Raw genomic sequence first — 15,170 nt, 5'->3', positions numbered from 1 at the left:
GGCCGGCATGGCCGGCCTGAGTCACTGAGTAGTGGTTTACTCGGCTTTTTCCGGCAGGCGCACCACATGAACATCCATCTGCGGATAAGGGAAGCTGATGCCATTTGCGTCAAATTCACGCTTGATGCGCTCGAGGATATCCCAGTAGACGTTTTGCAGATCGCTGCTTTTGCTCCACACGCGCACCACGAAGTTCACCGACGAGGCGCCGAGTTCGTTCAGGCGCACCGTCATTTCCCGATCGCGCAGAATACGATCGTCAGATTCGATAATCGAGGTCAGGAGCTGCTTCACCTTGTCGATATCGGCATCGTAAGAGACGCCGATAATAAACTCATTGCGGCGCGCCGGTTCGCGGGAGAAGTTAATGATGTTGCCGGCGATAATTTTGCCGTTCGGCACCACCACGATTTTGCCATCGACGGTACGCAGGGTCGTGGAGAAAATCTGCACATTCTGTACGGTACCCGCAATGCCGCCGAGATCGACATATTCACCGGCGCGGAACGGGCGGAACATCACCAGCAGTACGCCAGCCGCGAGGTTAGACAGTGACCCCTGCAGCGCCAGACCGACGGCTAAACCCGCGGCGCCCAGCACCGCAATGACCGAGGCGGTCTGCACGCCCACGCGGCCCAGGGCGGCAATCAGCGTAAAGGCGATAACCGCATAGCGCACCAGCGCGGAGAGGAAATCGGCAACGGTGGCGTCAATTTTACGCGCCAGCATCAGGCGGTTGACGGTGTTAGAGACGACGCGCGCCACGATCATCCCGACGATCAGGATAGCGATAGCCGCGACGATGTTGACGGCATAGCTCAGCAGCAGCTCCTGGTTGCGTGCCAGCCACGTCCCGGCGTGGTTGATGCTATCGACAACGTTCAAATCTTCCATTTAACATTCCTTATGAATCCCCCAGGGGGAAGTAAATAACTCAGCCTGCGACAGGGCAGTCAGGTTATAGGGTAAACAATAAGTGCACGTTTTGCCAAATGGATCACAGTTTTCTGCCGCGCTATCCTGTTGTTAAGCTAATAAAAAAGCCCGCATTGCTGCGGGCTTCAGGGTAAGAAACAGATTTTTCTTACAGAACGTCGATCGCGTTCAGCTCTTTAAATGCCTGCTCCAGACGAGTCACCATGGAAGTCTGTGCAGCACGCAGCCATACGCGCGGATCGTAGTATTTCTTGTTCGGCTGGTCTTCGCCTTTCGGGTTGCCCAGCTGGCCCTGCAGGTAAGCTTCGTTAGTTTTGTAGTACTGCAGGATACCGTCCCAGGTTGCCCATTGGGTGTCGGTATCGATGTTCATTTTCACTACGCCGTAGCTAACGGAGTCTTTGATTTCCTGAGCGGAAGAACCGGAACCGCCGTGGAAGACGAAGTTCAGGCTGTTGTGCGGCAGGTTGTGTTTCTTGGAAACATATTCCTGAGAGTCGCGCAGGATAGTCGGGGTCAGAACGACGTTACCCGGTTTGTACACGCCGTGTACGTTACCGAAGGAAGCGGCGATGGTGAAGCGCGGGCTGATTTTGCTCAGCTCGGTGTACGCGTAATCCACGTCTTCCGGCTGGGTGTACAGGGCGGAAGCGTCCATGTGGCTGTTGTCCACGCCGTCTTCTTCGCCACCGGTGCAACCCAGTTCGATTTCCAGGGTCATGTCCATTTTGGCCATGCGCGCCAGGTATTTAGAGCAGATTTCGATGTTTTCGTGCAGAGACTCTTCAGACAGGTCGATCATGTGAGAAGAGAACAGCGGTTTGCCGGTAGCGGCGAAGTGTTTTTCACCCGCGTCCAGCAGGCCGTCGATCCACGGCAGCAGTTTCTTCGCGCAGTGGTCAGTGTGCAGGATAACCGGCACGCCGTAGTGCTCAGCCATCTGGTGCACGTGGTGCGCGCCAGAGATAGCGCCGAGGATAGCAGCACCCTGAGGAACGTCAGTTTTCACGCCTTTACCTGCGATGAACGCCGCGCCGCCGTTAGAGAACTGAACGATAACCGGAGAGCGAACTTTCGCAGCAGCTTCCAGAACGGCGTTGATGGAGTCAGTACCTACGCAGTTTACCGCCGGCAGTGCAAAGTTGTTTTCTTTCGCTACCTGGAACACTTTCTGAACGTCGTCGCCAGTGATGACGCCCGGTTTTACGAAATCAAAAATTTTAGACATGTTACTTAGTCCTGTATCTGTATCTTCGACCGTTGAAGAAGGTTCGCGAGCCCTTAAGCGCGCTGAAAAACAGGCGGGTTTCCCCGCCTGAACTGAATTACTGCTTAGCGCGCTCTTCGAGCATCGCTACTGCCGGCAGGACTTTGCCTTCGACGAATTCAAGGAACGCGCCGCCGCCAGTGGAGATGTAGGAAATTTTGTCAGCGATGCCGAACAGGTCGATCGCTGCCAGGGTGTCGCCGCCGCCGGCGATGGAGAAACCTTCGCTGTCCGCGATAGCGTTAGCCACGATTTCAGTCCCTTTACGGAAGTTCGGGAATTCGAATACGCCAACCGGGCCGTTCCACAGGATGGTTTTGGCGTTTTTCAGGATGTCAGCCAGTTTCTGTGCGGAAACGTCGCCGAGGTCCAGAATCTGCTCGTCATCTTTAATGTCGTTAACAGATTTCAGAGTCGCCGTTGCGGTTTCGGAAAACTCGGTCGCGACGCGAACGTCAGTCGGAACCGGGATATCGCAGGTGCTCAGCAGGCGCTTGGCTTCATCAACCAGATCCGCTTCGTACAGGGATTTACCGACGTTGTGGCCCTGAGCGGCAACGAAGGTGTTGGCGATACCGCCGCCGACGATCAGCTGGTCAGCGATTTTAGACAGGGAATCCAGCACGGTCAGTTTGGTGGATACTTTAGAACCACCGACGATAGCGACCATCGGACGAGCCGGCTCTTTCAGCGCTTTACCCAGCGCGTCCAGTTCAGCGGCCAGCAGCGGGCCTGCGCACGCCACGTCAGCAAATTTGCCGATACCGTGGGTGGAAGCCTGCGCGCGGTGCGCGGTACCGAAAGCGTCCATTACGAACACGTCGCACAGCGCGGCGTATTTTTTGGACAGCGCTTCGTCGTCTTTTTTCTCGCCTTTGTTGAAGCGAACGTTTTCCAGCACCACCAGCTCGCCGGCAGCGACTTCCACGCCGTCCAGGTAGTCTTTAACCAGACGTACCGGGCTGGACAGTTTGTCTTTCAGGTAATTAACAACCGGCAGCAGAGAGAATTCTTCGTTGTACTCGCCTTCGGTCGGACGACCCAGGTGAGAAGTAACCATGACTTTCGCGCCCTGCTTCAGCGCCAGTTCAATGGTCGGCAGAGAGGCACGGATACGTGCGTCGCTGGTTACTTTCCCGTCTTTAACTGGTACGTTCAGATCCGCACGGATAAAAACGCGTTTACCAGCCAGATCCAGATCGGTCATCTTAATTACAGACATGGTGAATCCTCTCGTTGATTCATAAAGTTTTGTCGACGTTTACGCGTCGAACCTGAAACCAATAGCCGCCATCGCTAACGTCGTGTCGAGCATTCGGTTAGCAAAGCCCCATTCGTTATCGCACCAGACCAGCGTTTTGATCAGATGCGCGCCACTGACCCGGGTTTGCGTGCCATCGACGATGGCGCTGTGCGGATCGTGGTTAAAATCTGTTGAGACCAACGGTAATTCCGTATAGTCAACTATACCATGAAATGCACCTTGTGCTGCTTTTTGCAGCAACTGGTTGACTTCACATGCTTTTACCGGTTTTTTGACCGTCACGCTCAGGTCAATTGCCGTCACGTTTATCGTCGGCACCCGCACGGCAATCGCTTCAAAACGGTCATTAAACTGCGGGAAAATACGGGTGATCCCTGCCGCCAGTTTGGTATCCACCGGAATGATCGACTGGCTGGCCGCGCGGGTACGCCGGAGATCCGGATGGTAGGCGTCAATCACCTGCTGGTCATGCATCGCCGAGTGAATGGTGGTGACGGTGCCGGACTCGATGCCATAGGCATCATCTAACAGTTTAATGATCGGAATAATGCAGTTGGTGGTGCAGGAGGCGTTGGAGACAATGCGATGCTCGGCGCGGAGTTCATCCTGATTGACGCCGTACACCACCGTCGCGTCGAGGTCGTTGCCGCCGGGATGCGAGAAGAGCACTTTCTTCGCCCCAGACTGCAGGTGCGCCTCACCGTGTTCACGGCTCCCGTAAACGCCGGTGCAGTCGAGCACCACGTCTACCGCCAGCTCGCGCCAGGGCAGCGCCGCAATGGTCGGCTCGTGCAGCAGACGGATGGCATCATCGCCAACAAACAGCTGCTCGCGCTCCTGACGAACATCCCAGGCGAAACGGCCATGGCTGGTGTCATATTTCAACAAATGCGCGATGCCCGCAGCATCCGCCAGCTCATTGATAGCCACCACGGTGACTTCCGCACGGCGCCCGGATTCATATAGCGCACGAACCACGTTGCGTCCAATACGACCGAAGCCATTAATCGCGATGCGAATGGTCATAGATCTCCTGCAAGGCTGTCCCTGTTATGAGGTGGCTGACAGAGTAATCCAGCTACGCTCTGAGGGAAACCTTACCAGCTGCAAACTGCGACTGATTGATTAATTGTCGAACATTTAAACGACTGAAACGCTTCAGCTAGAATAAGCCAAACGAGGAATAAAAGGAATGTTTGTCCAGCGCAATAAACCAGCTATATGACTCACATCACATTTTCGCTGGAATAATTTACAACCGTATTACATGGTTCAGGAATAGCAGATACAAAAAAGCCGGGTGGCGAGGTAAAAGCAAAACGGTAACCCAGGGGTTACCGTTTTTTGGCGTTTGCCCCCTCTCCTGTGGGAGAGGGTTGGGGTGAGGGCATCAGCCCGCACCGTAACCGCAATTACAGCAGCGCTTTCGCTTTAGCGACCACGTTGTCGACGGTGAAGCCGAACTCTTCGAACAGCTGCTCAGCTGGCGCAGACTCACCGAAGGTGGTCATGCCAACGATCGCCCCGTTCAGGCCAACGTATTTGAACCAGTAATCAGCAATACCCGCTTCCACGGCAACGCGCGCGGTCACGGCTTTCGGCAGTACGGATTCACGGTAGGCCGCATCCTGCTTGTCGAACGCGTCGGTGGACGGCATGGAGACCACGCGCGCCTTCACGCCTTCGGCGGTCAGTTTGTCCCACGCGGCCACCGCCAGCTCCACTTCGGAACCGGTGGCGATGAAGATCAGCTCCGGCTGGCCGGCGCAATCTTTCAGCACGTAACCGCCGCGGGCCACGTTCGCCAGCTGCTCTTCGGTACGCTCCTGCTGCGCCAGGTTCTGGCGGGAGAGGATCAGCGCTGTCGGGCCGTCCTGACGCTCGACGCCATATTTCCATGCAATCGCGGATTCAACCTGGTCACACGGACGCCAGGTGGACATGTTCGGCGTTACGCGCAGAGAAGCCACCTGCTCTACCGGCTGGTGAGTCGGGCCATCTTCGCCCAGACCGATGGAGTCGTGGGTGTAGACCATCACCTGACGCTGTTTCATCAGCGCGGCCATACGTACCGCATTACGCGCGTATTCCACGAACATCAGGAAGGTGGAGGTGTACGGCAGGAAGCCGCCGTGCAGCGCGATACCATTGGCGATAGCGGTCATACCGAACTCACGCACGCCGTAGTGAATGTAGTTACCCGCGGTGTCTTCGTTGATCGGCTTAGAACCAGACCACAGGGTCAGGTTGGACGGCGCCAGGTCAGCGGAACCGCCGAGGAATTCCGGCAGCAGCGGACCGAAAGCTTCGATGGCGTTCTGAGAGGCTTTACGGCTGGCGATTTTCGCCGGGTTGGCCTGCAGCTTCGCGATGAACTCGTTGGCTTTCGCGTCGAAGTCAGACGGCATCTCGCCTTTCATACGACGGGTGAATTCGGCTGCTTCCTGCGGGAAGGCTTTGGCGTAGGCAGCGAACTTCTCATTCCATGCCGCTTCTTTCGCCTGACCGGCTTCTTTGGCATCCCACTGCGCATAGATGTCAGACGGGATGTCAAACGGCGCGTGGTTCCAGCCCAGCGCTTCGCGGGTCAGGGCGATTTCGGCGTCGCCCAGCGGCGCGCCGTGGGAGTCGTGGGTACCGGCTTTGTTCGGCGAACCGAAGCCGATGATGGTTTTGCACATCAGCAGGGACGGTTTGTCGGTGACCGCGCGCGCTTCTTCTACTGCGCGTTTGATGGCGTCAGCGTCGTGACCGTCAACGCCGCGCACCACGTGCCAGCCGTAGGCTTCAAAGCGTTTGGCGGTATCGTCGGTGAACCAGCCTTCAACGTGGCCGTCGATGGAGATGCCGTTGTCATCATAGAAGGCCACCAGTTTGCCCAGCTTCAGGGTACCGGCCAGGGAGCACACTTCGTGAGAAATGCCTTCCATCATGCAGCCGTCGCCCATGAAGGCGTAGGTGTAGTGGTCGACGATGTCGTGGCCCGGACGGTTGAACTGCGCCGCCAGGGTTTTCTCGGCGATAGCCATCCCGACCGCGTTAGCGATACCCTGGCCCAGCGGACCGGTGGTGGTTTCCACGCCCGCGGTGTAGCCGACTTCCGGGTGGCCCGGCGTTTTGGAGTGCAGCTGGCGGAAGTTTTTCAGCTCTTCAATCGGCAGATCGTAGCCAGTGAGGTGCAGCAGGCTGTAAATCAGCATCGAACCATGGCCATTGGACAGTACAAAACGGTCACGGTCAGCCCAGGCCGGATTGTTCGGGTTATGGTTCAGGAAATCACGCCACAGCACTTCGGCAATGTCAGCCATACCCATCGGGGCACCCGGGTGGCCGGATTTGGCTTTCTGTACAGCGTCCATGCTCAGCGCACGAATAGCGTTAGCAAGCTCTTTACGTGAGGACATTTTGACTCCAGTTCGGACTGTTGAAGGCCATGCCCTTAACGACTTGACGAGAGCGCGTTTTGGGCTACGCCGGAAAAAAGTGTGAACAATGTAACCCAAGCGACAAGTCATGTACATGGAGCATCCTTTTGCCCTTTAAGAAATCTCTGGAACAGGTTGTGCTACGCCGGAATCCGCTCGCCCGCATCCTGCGATACTCTTTATAATTTACGCAGAATACGGTTCCCTGCCGTCGCCGTATTGTCGGATAAACAACCATAAGATTGTGGAAGATAAAAAATGAAAATTCGCTCAACCGTACTTGCTCTTGGGATCGCAGCAACGCTCACCGGATGTCAGAACATGGACTCCAACGGTCTGCTCAGCTCAGGGGCCGAAGCCTTCCAGGCATACTCCCTCAGCGACGCGCAGGTGAAAACCTTAAGCGACCAGGCCTGTAAAGAGATGGACGCCAAAGCGAAAATCGCCCCAGCCAGCAGTGAATACAGCCAGCGGCTGAACAAAATCGCGGCCGCGCTGGGCGATAACATCAATGGTCAGCCCGTGAACTACAAGGTCTATGAGACCAAGGATGTCAACGCCTTCGCCATGGCTAACGGCTGCATCCGCGTTTACAGCGGGCTGATGGATCTGATGAACGATAATGAAGTCGAGGCGGTGATCGGCCATGAAATGGGCCACGTCGCGCTGGGCCATGTGAAGAAAGGCATGCAAGTCGCCCTGGGCACCAACGCCGTGCGCGCGGCAGCGGCCTCCGCCGGCGGCATCGTCGGCAGCTTGTCCCAGTCGCAGCTCGGCGATCTGGGTGAAAAACTGGTGAACTCGCAGTTCTCCCAGCGCCAGGAATCGGAAGCGGATGACTACTCTTACGACCTGCTGCGTAAGCGCGGCATCAATCCGTCGGGACTGGCCACCAGCTTCGAGAAACTGGCCAAGCTGGAAGCCGGCCGTCAGAGCTCGATGTTTGACGATCACCCGGCCTCAGAAGCGCGCGCCCAGCATATTCGCGATCGCATGAAGGCCGACGGGATTAAATAATCGCCAGCGGGAGGCATGACTGCCTCCCTTTTATATCTGCCAGTAAAAATATTTAGCCGCATCAATTGATAACTTAAGCGCACAAACCGTTAATTATTATTTCACCTCGTCGCAGCCAATTATTTTATATGCTGTCACTCAGCAAAATATTATTTGGCAAATGAAAAACGGCGTACACAATCCGCCTTTCAGAGCCGGGTTAGACCAAATATTAAATAGTCCACCCCTCTTCGCCAAACCTGGCCGGCGTGGGCCACACCGCTTGTTTCCTGCCGATACCATTGCTCACACAATGATTGCTTTTGACATTATTTCAGGAGAATATCGCGATTGCAGTGATTCCCTTGAATATATCGACAGACAGAGAAGTGCCCTCAGTGAAAAAAGAATTATCATTCATCGCACTTGGCATTATTGCCGCCGCGCCGGCTTTCGCCAGCCAACAATCTACCAGCCAGGGCTTTATTGAAGACAGCCATCTGGATCTCTTTTTACGTAACGCGTATATCAAACGCGATTATCGCGATGGGCTGCCGGATAAAGCCGAATGGGGCCAGGGAATTATCGCCACCTTCGAATCCGGCTTTACCGAGGGACCGGTCGGCTTCGGCGTGGACGGCATCGCCCAGTACGCCGTGCGCCTCGACGGCGGCCGCGGCCGCAGCGGCGCGGGCGGGATCGACTTTTTCGCCCAGGATGACGACGGCCGGGCAAAATCCGACCTCGCGAAATTCGGCGCCACCGGCAAAATGCGCTTTTCGAATACCGTGCTCAGCTACGGCAGTCAGCGCCCGATGTTGCCTATTGTCTACGCCGACGACTCGCGCCTGCTCTACGAGAGCTATACCGGCACCATGCTGACCTCACGCGAAATCGACGGTCTGGAAATTAACGCCGGCTACCTGACCGATCAGCAGCGTAAAAGCGACGACAGCCATAACAGCGGTCTGAAAAGCCTGTCCTTCGGCGGCGCCAGCTACCGGTTCAACGACCAGCTCAGCGGCGCGCTGTACGCGTCGCATGTCGAAGATGTGCTGAACAAACAGTATCTCGGCCTGAACTATCAGCAGCCGTTCGCCGCCAACCAACAGCTGGTTCTCGACTTCAACGGCTATCACTCACGCCTGGATCAGCAATATGCCGATGCCAATGACACCGGACGCAGCAACAGTATCTGGAGCCTGGCCGCCAGCTACATCTGGGATATCCATACCTTTAAGGTCGCTTACCAGCAAAGCAGCGGCAGCACCGGCTACCACTACGGCGGCTACCAGAGCCAGGGCGGCGTCGGCGATGGCGGGAACACCATCTGGCTGGCCAACTCCTACTGGTCTGATTTTAACGGGGAAGATGAACGCTCCTGGCAGGCATCGTATGGACTGGATTTTGCCGGGCTGGGGCTACCGGGGCTGACCTGGACCACCGCCTACGTGCGCGGGGATAACATTAAAACGTCAGAGACCAGCAACGGCAAAGAACATGAATGGTTCAACCAGGTTCAATACCAGGTGCAAAACGGGGCGGCGAAAGATTTGAAATTCAGGCTTCGCTATTCGGTACTGCGGGTTTCCAGCAACGCCAGCGACTATAACGTCAGCGGTAATGAAGTGCGGTTCTACGTCGAATATCCATTTAACGTGTTTTAAGCACCTGATGAACCCTCTCCTGCGGGTCGGCCCTCTCCCGGCCCGCAGGAGCAACCGTCCGGCGCCTTGATTAACCCCCTGTGCCGTGCGGTACCCTCTCCCCGGAAGGGAGAGGGTTGGGGTGACCTCGGGTTATTCGCCCTTCTTCGCCGCCTGGATGTACAGCATCTCCAGCGCGAGGGTCGCCGCCGCCAGGGCGGTGATTTCGGACTGATCGTAGGCCGGGGCGACCTCCACCACGTCCATCCCGACGATGTTCAGATCCTTCAGACCGCGCACCAGCTTGATCGCGCGGTCAGAGGTGAGCCCACCGATAACCGGGGTACCGGTTCCTGGCGCAAACGCCGGATCCAGGCAGTCGATATCAAAGGTCAGGTACACCGGCATATCGCCAACGATCTGCTTCACCTGGGCAATCACGTCATCGACGCTGCGGTCGTTAACCTGGCCCGCATCAAGCACGGTGAAACCGTTATCTTTATCGAATTCGGTGCGAATACCGATCTGTACGGAGTGGTTCGGATCGATGAGCCCTTCGTTCGGCGCGGTGTAGAACATGGTGCCGTGGTCGAACTCGCAGCCGTTGGCGTAAGTGTCGGTGTGGGCATCGAAGTGCACCAGCGCCATTTTACCGAAGTGCTTGGCGTGGGCGCGCAGCAGCGGCAGCGTAACGAAGTGGTCGCCGCCAAAGGAGAGCATGCGCTTGCCGGCCGCCAGCAGCTTCTCGGCGTGGGCCTGCAGCTTCTCGCTCATTTCGCGCGCGTCGCCGAAGGCGTACACCAGATCCCCGCAGTCAACCACGTTCAGGCGTTCGCGCATGTCGAAGTTCCACGGAAAACGGTTGTGCTCCCAGGCGAGATTGGTGGAAACCTGACGGATCGCCGCCGGGCCATGACGGCCGCCCGCGCGCCCGGAGGTCGCCATATCGAACGGGACGCCGGTGATCACCCAGTCAGCATCGCTGTCGTAGGGCATGAAATTCATCGGCAGACGCAGGAAGCCAAAGGCATTGGATACCAGGGAGTTATCGTATTGATGACCTAAAGTGCTCATGGATATGACCTCTTTTCACAGTCGTGGAACGTAAAAAATAAGTATAAAAAAACCCCTCCGCGTCGTTAGGCCCGACGAGGAAGGGTTTGATAGATAAATCGCTTATTGGCGTGAATTATCGCCGGTAATGCATACGGGTTCAAGTGAGTATCGCCTTCTGCCGGATGACGGCTTCGCCTTAGGCGGCCGACATACGCAGGCCCGGTAAGCGCAGCGCCACCGGGCATCAGCGGTTACTCGTCTTCCAGATAAGTGTACCCGTACAGACCCGCCTCGAACTCTTCGAGGAACTGCTGCTGCAGCGCGTCGTCCAGGCCGGTGTTTTTCACCTGATCGCGGAACTGGGTCAGCAGCGTATTGGGATCCAGCTGCACGTACTGCAGCATATCCGCCACGGTATCGCCCTCGTCGGACAGCTCAACCTCAACGCTACCGTCAGGGAAGACGAACACGTCTACCGCCTCGGTATCGCCGAACAGGTTGTGCATGTTGCCAAGGATTTCCTGATAGGCGCCGACCATAAAGAAGCCCAGCATCGGCGGGTTCTCCGGGTCATATTCCGGCATCGGCATGGTGGTGGCGATCCCGTCGCCGTCCACGTAGTGATCGATGGCGCCATCCGAGTCGCAGGTGATGTCCAGCAGCACCGCGCGGCGCTCAGGCGACTTGTTCAGCCCTTCCAGCGGCATCACCGGGAACAGCTGATCGATCCCCCACGCATCCGGCATCGACTGGAACAGCGAGAAGTTGACGTAGATTTTATCCGCCATGCGCTCCTGCAGCTCATCAATAATCGGGCGATGGGCGCGGTTGCTCGGGTCGAGTTGCTTCTGCACTTCATGACACATGTTCAGATACAGCTGTTCTGCCCAGGCGCGCTCCTGCAGGTTGAAAGTGCCGGAGGAGTAGCCGATATGGATATCGTGCAGGTCCATCTGGCTGTCGTGCAGCCATTCGCGCAGCGAGCGGCGATTGCCGGTTTCGTGCATCTCCAGCCAGGTTTCCCACATGCTCTGTAGCGGGCGCGCGGCGTCTTCCGCCGGCGGGGTCGCCTCGGTGTATTCGTTGCGCTCCACGCCGATGATGTTGGAAACCAGCACGGTGTGGTGCGCGGTCACCGCGCGGCCGGACTCGGTGATCACCGTCGGGTGCGGCAGGCCGTTCTCTTCGCAGGCGTCGCCGATGGCCCAAATGATATTGTTAGCGTATTCGTTCAGGCCGTAGTTCACCGAGCAGTCAGACTGCGAGCGGGTGCCTTCGTAATCCACGCCCAGGCCGCCGCCGACGTCGAAGCACTGGATATTGACGCCCAGCTTATGCAACTCGACGTAGAAACGCGCCGATTCACGCACGCCGGTGGCGATATCGCGAATGTTAGCCATTTGCGAGCCGAGGTGGAAGTGCAGCAGCTGCAGGCTGTCGAGGTGTCCTGCGGCACGCAGGATCTCCACCAGTTGCAGAACCTGGGTCGCCGCGAGGCCGAACTTGGACTTCTCGCCGCCGGAAGACTGCCATTTACCGGACCCCTGCGAGGCCAGACGCGCGCGCACGCCAAGGCGCGGCACCACGTTCAGGCGCTCGGCCTCTTCCAGCACGATGGCGATCTCCGACATCTTCTCGATGACCAGATAGACCTTGTGGCCCATCTTCTCGCCCACCAGCGCCAGGCGGATGTATTCGCGGTCTTTATAGCCGTTACAGACGATGACGCTGCGGGTCATCCCGGCGTGCGCCAGCACGGCCATCAGTTCTGCTTTCGAACCGGCTTCCAGACCCAGCGGCTCGCCGGAATGGATCAACGATTCGATGACGCGACGATGCTGGTTCACCTTGATCGGGTAGACCAGGAAGTAATCGCCGTTATAGCCGTAGGATTCGCGCGCGCGCTTGAATGCGGCGTTGATTGAGCGCAGGCGGTGCTGCAGGATCTGCGGGAAGCAGAACAGCGCCGGCAAGCGTTGCCCTTGCGCTTCGCGCGCTTTGACTAATTCAGCGAGGTCAACGCGCGCTTCCGGGACGTCCGGATCCGGGCAAACGCTGATGTGGCCCAGTTCGTTGACGTCATAATAGTTATTGCCCCACCAGGCAATATTATAAGTACGCAGCATCTTGCTGGCTTCCTGGGAGCTCATCGCTACCTCCTGCATGGAACGTAGTACACCGTGTTCGCCTGCTGACGAAGGCGAAACCATAGACATGTCGTCAGACATAGCGAACCTCAATTTTTAATAATAAGTGTAAGACAGTTAACTACTATCGCAGTCCAAAGATGCGATAACAACCCATGAACAGTCCTAAAGCCCAGCACTATCTGCTGGTTTTGCGACTGCGCGACCGGTTTCTTATTCATATCATCGTAAAACACGTAGCCGAACAGAGTATGACAGTCCGGAGAAACCACGAGAAAACTCTTGCCAGGCAAGAGCGCCCTTGTTCAGTTTTCTGACGACCGACCGGCCCTGGAATCCTGAGAAGCGCCGAGATGGGGTGAACATCGGCTGGTTTGCATGAGAGAGATGCAGGTTGCGGAGTGCTGACGCGCGACAGAACGACGCGACGAATCAAGCGAAAAACGTTGGTTCATTATCTGGTATCACCTCCACACCGCCCTGGGTCAGGGTCGGCGACAAGCCAAAGCTATACATACCGGGCAACAGGCGCTATGCCGTTGCGAGATTCTGTAAATACAGACTGCTTAACCCGGCTGGAAGTGGCACCACGGGGAGATCCCCGTGCGCTTTTTTAATGAGCCGCGCGCGGCGTTTTATACCGAGAAGCGGGGTAAAAAGCAAAATAAAAATGTGCAGGTTTGCGCGGTTGTCAGGAAAATTTGCCAGGCGAGTTTTCCGATAAATGCGACCGCCATCAAAAAAGGCTGGAAATGGGCTTAAGATTTGACCTAAAATAGCCGTCCAGAAGTTAATCCGTCTATACTGATTAACACTCAGACTGCTCGTGTCGCTACCTGCGCGGCTTTGCGCTGATTATCCACCAAAGCCACATTACACAACAGTATGAGCTATCCGAATCGTCCACAGGTGAAATAAAATATGGCAAAACACCTTTTTACGTCTGAGTCCGTATCAGAAGGGCATCCTGACAAAATTGCTGACCAAATCTCTGATGCCGTGCTGGATGCGATCCTCGAGCAGGATCCGAAAGCGCGTGTCGCATGTGAAACCTATGTCAAAACTGGCATGGTGCTGGTAGGCGGCGAAATCACCACCAGCGCATGGGTTGACATCGAAGAGATCACCCGCAACACCGTCCGCGAAATTGGCTACGTGCATTCCGATATGGGCTTTGACGCCAACTCGTGTGCCGTACTGAGCGCCATTGGTAAACAGTCTCCGGACATCAACCAGGGCGTTGACCGTGCCGATCCGCTGGAACAGGGCGCAGGCGACCAGGGGCTGATGTTTGGCTACGCCACCAACGAAACCGACGTGCTGATGCCGGCGCCGGTGACCTACGCTCACCGTCTGGTGCAGCGCCAGGCTGAAGTACGTAAAAACGGCACCCTGCCGTGGCTGCGTCCGGATGCGAAAAGCCAGGTGACCTTCCAGTATGACGACGGCAAAATCGTCGGCATCGACGCGGTGGTGCTGTCCACGCAGCACGCGGAAGATATCGACCAGAAATCGCTGCAGGAAGCGGTGATGGAAGAGATCATCAAACCGATTCTGCCAACCGAATGGCTGAGCGCGTCCACTAAATTCTTCATCAACCCAACCGGCCGTTTCGTTATCGGCGGCCCGATGGGCGACTGCGGTCTGACCGGTCGTAAGATCATCGTCGATACCTACGGCGGCATGGCTCGTCACGGCGGCGGCGCCTTCTCCGGTAAGGATCCATCTAAAGTTGACCGTTCCGCAGCCTATGCGGCGCGCTATGTGGCGAAAAACATCGTTGCCGCAGGCCTGGCTGACCGTTGCGAAATTCAGGTTTCCTACGCCATCGGCGTTGCAGAGCCGACTTCCATCATGGTGGAAACCTTTGGTACAGAAAAAGTGCCTTCTGAACAGCTGACCCTGCTGGTGCGCGAGTTCTTCGACCTGCGTCCGTACGGCCTGATTCAGATGCTGGATCTGCTGCACCCGATCTACAAAGAAACCGCTGCCTACGGTCACTTTGGTCGCGAACATTTCCCATGGGAAAAAACCGACAAAGCGGCCCTGCTGCGCGAAGCGGCTGGTCTGAAATAATCTCCCCGCTTCCACTCTTCAAGGCCAGCCTCGCGCTGGCCTTTTTATGTCCGTTACCCACCCTCCCATGCCCTGCTTCAGCGAACCGCGGCGATGCAATGAAAGCGATTACATCATGACAATGGTCGATTGCTGCCTGCAAGCGCCTTCTCATGCGTGCATTTTTCACAATGTTACATATTGTTTCGGTTAACTCTGATTACCGTTTTTAAAATTGTCGTCTATCCTTATTTATATTGCTGATTTAAAAAGCATTTAATGAATTACGTTTCTTTACCTTTGTGGAAACGATTACACAGCCGTGACTATAATCACGTTTTTTTACCGACGAGTGTCCTACGCTAACCATCGACAGAA

Annotated in this window: 13 protein-coding genes; 4 read left to right on the top strand and 9 right to left on the bottom strand. The window is 56.5% G+C overall.

Annotation, left to right across the window (positions count from 1 at the left end):
- Positions 1-36: 36 nt before the first annotated feature.
- From L2I46_RS04740 to tkt, 5 genes are all read right to left on the bottom strand, one after another.
- Positions 37-894 (bottom strand): small-conductance mechanosensitive channel MscS, encoded by an 858-nt coding sequence (locus L2I46_RS04740; RefSeq protein ID WP_023290985.1) that lies wholly within the window; start codon positions 892-894, stop codon positions 37-39.
- Positions 895-1,084: 190 nt separating this feature from the next.
- Entirely contained in the window at positions 1,085-2,164 is a 1,080-nt protein-coding gene (gene fbaA, locus L2I46_RS04735; RefSeq protein WP_008806452.1) for a class II fructose-bisphosphate aldolase, read from the bottom strand.
- 97 nt (positions 2,165-2,261) lie between these two features.
- Complete coding sequence (pgk, locus tag L2I46_RS04730) at positions 2,262-3,425, bottom strand: phosphoglycerate kinase (RefSeq protein ID WP_023290986.1); 1,164 nt, start codon at positions 3,423-3,425, stop codon at positions 2,262-2,264.
- A gap of 39 nt (positions 3,426-3,464) precedes the next feature.
- The gene (epd, locus tag L2I46_RS04725) at positions 3,465-4,493 is read right to left on the bottom strand and encodes an erythrose-4-phosphate dehydrogenase (protein ID WP_236947579.1); all 1,029 of its coding nucleotides are present in this window, start codon (positions 4,491-4,493) and stop codon (positions 3,465-3,467) included.
- Positions 4,494-4,879: 386 nt separating this feature from the next.
- On the bottom strand, positions 4,880-6,871 hold the full coding sequence (tkt, locus tag L2I46_RS04720; protein WP_023290987.1) for a transketolase: 1,992 nt from the start codon (positions 6,869-6,871) through the stop codon (positions 4,880-4,882).
- Positions 6,872-7,150: 279 nt separating this feature from the next.
- Between tkt and L2I46_RS04715 the strand changes: the two genes are divergently transcribed.
- Together L2I46_RS04715 and L2I46_RS04710 are read left to right on the top strand one after the other, a co-directional pair.
- On the top strand, positions 7,151-7,909 hold the full coding sequence (locus L2I46_RS04715) for a M48 family metallopeptidase (RefSeq protein WP_017899781.1): 759 nt from the start codon (positions 7,151-7,153) through the stop codon (positions 7,907-7,909).
- A gap of 377 nt (positions 7,910-8,286) precedes the next feature.
- A complete protein-coding gene (locus L2I46_RS04710; RefSeq protein WP_102002146.1) occupies positions 8,287-9,555 on the top strand; it encodes an OprD family outer membrane porin in 1,269 nt (422 codons plus the stop codon).
- Between the two features lie 132 nt (positions 9,556-9,687).
- Here the strand turns inward: L2I46_RS04710 and speB are convergent, their stop codons facing one another.
- From speB to L2I46_RS29705, 4 genes are all read right to left on the bottom strand, one after another.
- The gene (speB, locus tag L2I46_RS04705; protein ID WP_004205166.1) at positions 9,688-10,608 is read right to left on the bottom strand and encodes an agmatinase; all 921 of its coding nucleotides are present in this window, start codon (positions 10,606-10,608) and stop codon (positions 9,688-9,690) included.
- Positions 10,609-10,841: 233 nt separating this feature from the next.
- Positions 10,842-12,818: a biosynthetic arginine decarboxylase gene (gene speA, locus L2I46_RS04700; protein WP_004205167.1), complete on the bottom strand. Its 1,977-nt coding sequence runs from the start codon at positions 12,816-12,818 to the stop codon at positions 10,842-10,844.
- An 8-nt stretch (positions 12,819-12,826) separates the two neighbouring features.
- A complete protein-coding gene (gene yqgB, locus L2I46_RS04695) occupies positions 12,827-12,958 on the bottom strand; it encodes an acid stress response protein YqgB (protein WP_002916578.1) in 132 nt (43 codons plus the stop codon).
- A gap of 84 nt (positions 12,959-13,042) precedes the next feature.
- The gene (locus L2I46_RS29705) at positions 13,043-13,192 is read right to left on the bottom strand and encodes a hypothetical protein (protein WP_418272254.1); all 150 of its coding nucleotides are present in this window, start codon (positions 13,190-13,192) and stop codon (positions 13,043-13,045) included.
- A 148-nt stretch (positions 13,193-13,340) separates the two neighbouring features.
- On the opposite strand from L2I46_RS29705, the gene L2I46_RS04690 reads away from it, so the two are divergent.
- The gene (locus L2I46_RS04690) at positions 13,341-13,499 is read left to right on the top strand and encodes a hypothetical protein (RefSeq protein ID WP_032428987.1); all 159 of its coding nucleotides are present in this window, start codon (positions 13,341-13,343) and stop codon (positions 13,497-13,499) included.
- Between the two features lie 159 nt (positions 13,500-13,658).
- Complete coding sequence (gene metK / locus L2I46_RS04685) at positions 13,659-14,813, top strand: methionine adenosyltransferase (RefSeq protein ID WP_004205170.1); 1,155 nt, start codon at positions 13,659-13,661, stop codon at positions 14,811-14,813.
- The last annotated feature ends 357 nt before the right edge of the window (positions 14,814-15,170 follow it).

Origin of the sequence: Klebsiella sp. 2019SCSN059 (assembly GCF_021739525.1) — a bacterium.
Taxonomy (GTDB): domain Bacteria; phylum Pseudomonadota; class Gammaproteobacteria; order Enterobacterales; family Enterobacteriaceae; genus Klebsiella; species Klebsiella quasipneumoniae.
This window is presented reverse-complemented; position numbering and strand designations above follow the sequence as displayed.

Coding starts and splice junctions, on each gene's coding strand:
- L2I46_RS04740 (WP_023290985.1), bottom strand. CDS start 894: ATGGAAGATTTGAACGTTGTCGATAGCATCAACCACGCCGGGACGTGG.
- fbaA (WP_008806452.1), bottom strand. CDS start 2,164: ATGTCTAAAATTTTTGATTTCGTAAAACCGGGCGTCATCACTGGCGAC.
- pgk (WP_023290986.1), bottom strand. CDS start 3,425: ATGTCTGTAATTAAGATGACCGATCTGGATCTGGCTGGTAAACGCGTT.
- epd (WP_236947579.1), bottom strand. CDS start 4,493: ATGACCATTCGCATCGCGATTAATGGCTTCGGTCGTATTGGACGCAAC.
- tkt (WP_023290987.1), bottom strand. CDS start 6,871: ATGTCCTCACGTAAAGAGCTTGCTAACGCTATTCGTGCGCTGAGCATG.
- L2I46_RS04715 (WP_017899781.1), top strand. CDS start 7,151: ATGAAAATTCGCTCAACCGTACTTGCTCTTGGGATCGCAGCAACGCTC.
- speB (WP_004205166.1), bottom strand. CDS start 10,608: ATGAGCACTTTAGGTCATCAATACGATAACTCCCTGGTATCCAATGCC.
- speA (WP_004205167.1), bottom strand. CDS start 12,818: ATGTCTGACGACATGTCTATGGTTTCGCCTTCGTCAGCAGGCGAACAC.
- yqgB (WP_002916578.1), bottom strand. CDS start 12,958: ATGAATAAGAAACCGGTCGCGCAGTCGCAAAACCAGCAGATAGTGCTG.
- L2I46_RS29705 (WP_418272254.1), bottom strand. CDS start 13,192: ATGAACCAACGTTTTTCGCTTGATTCGTCGCGTCGTTCTGTCGCGCGT.
- metK (WP_004205170.1), top strand. CDS start 13,659: ATGGCAAAACACCTTTTTACGTCTGAGTCCGTATCAGAAGGGCATCCT.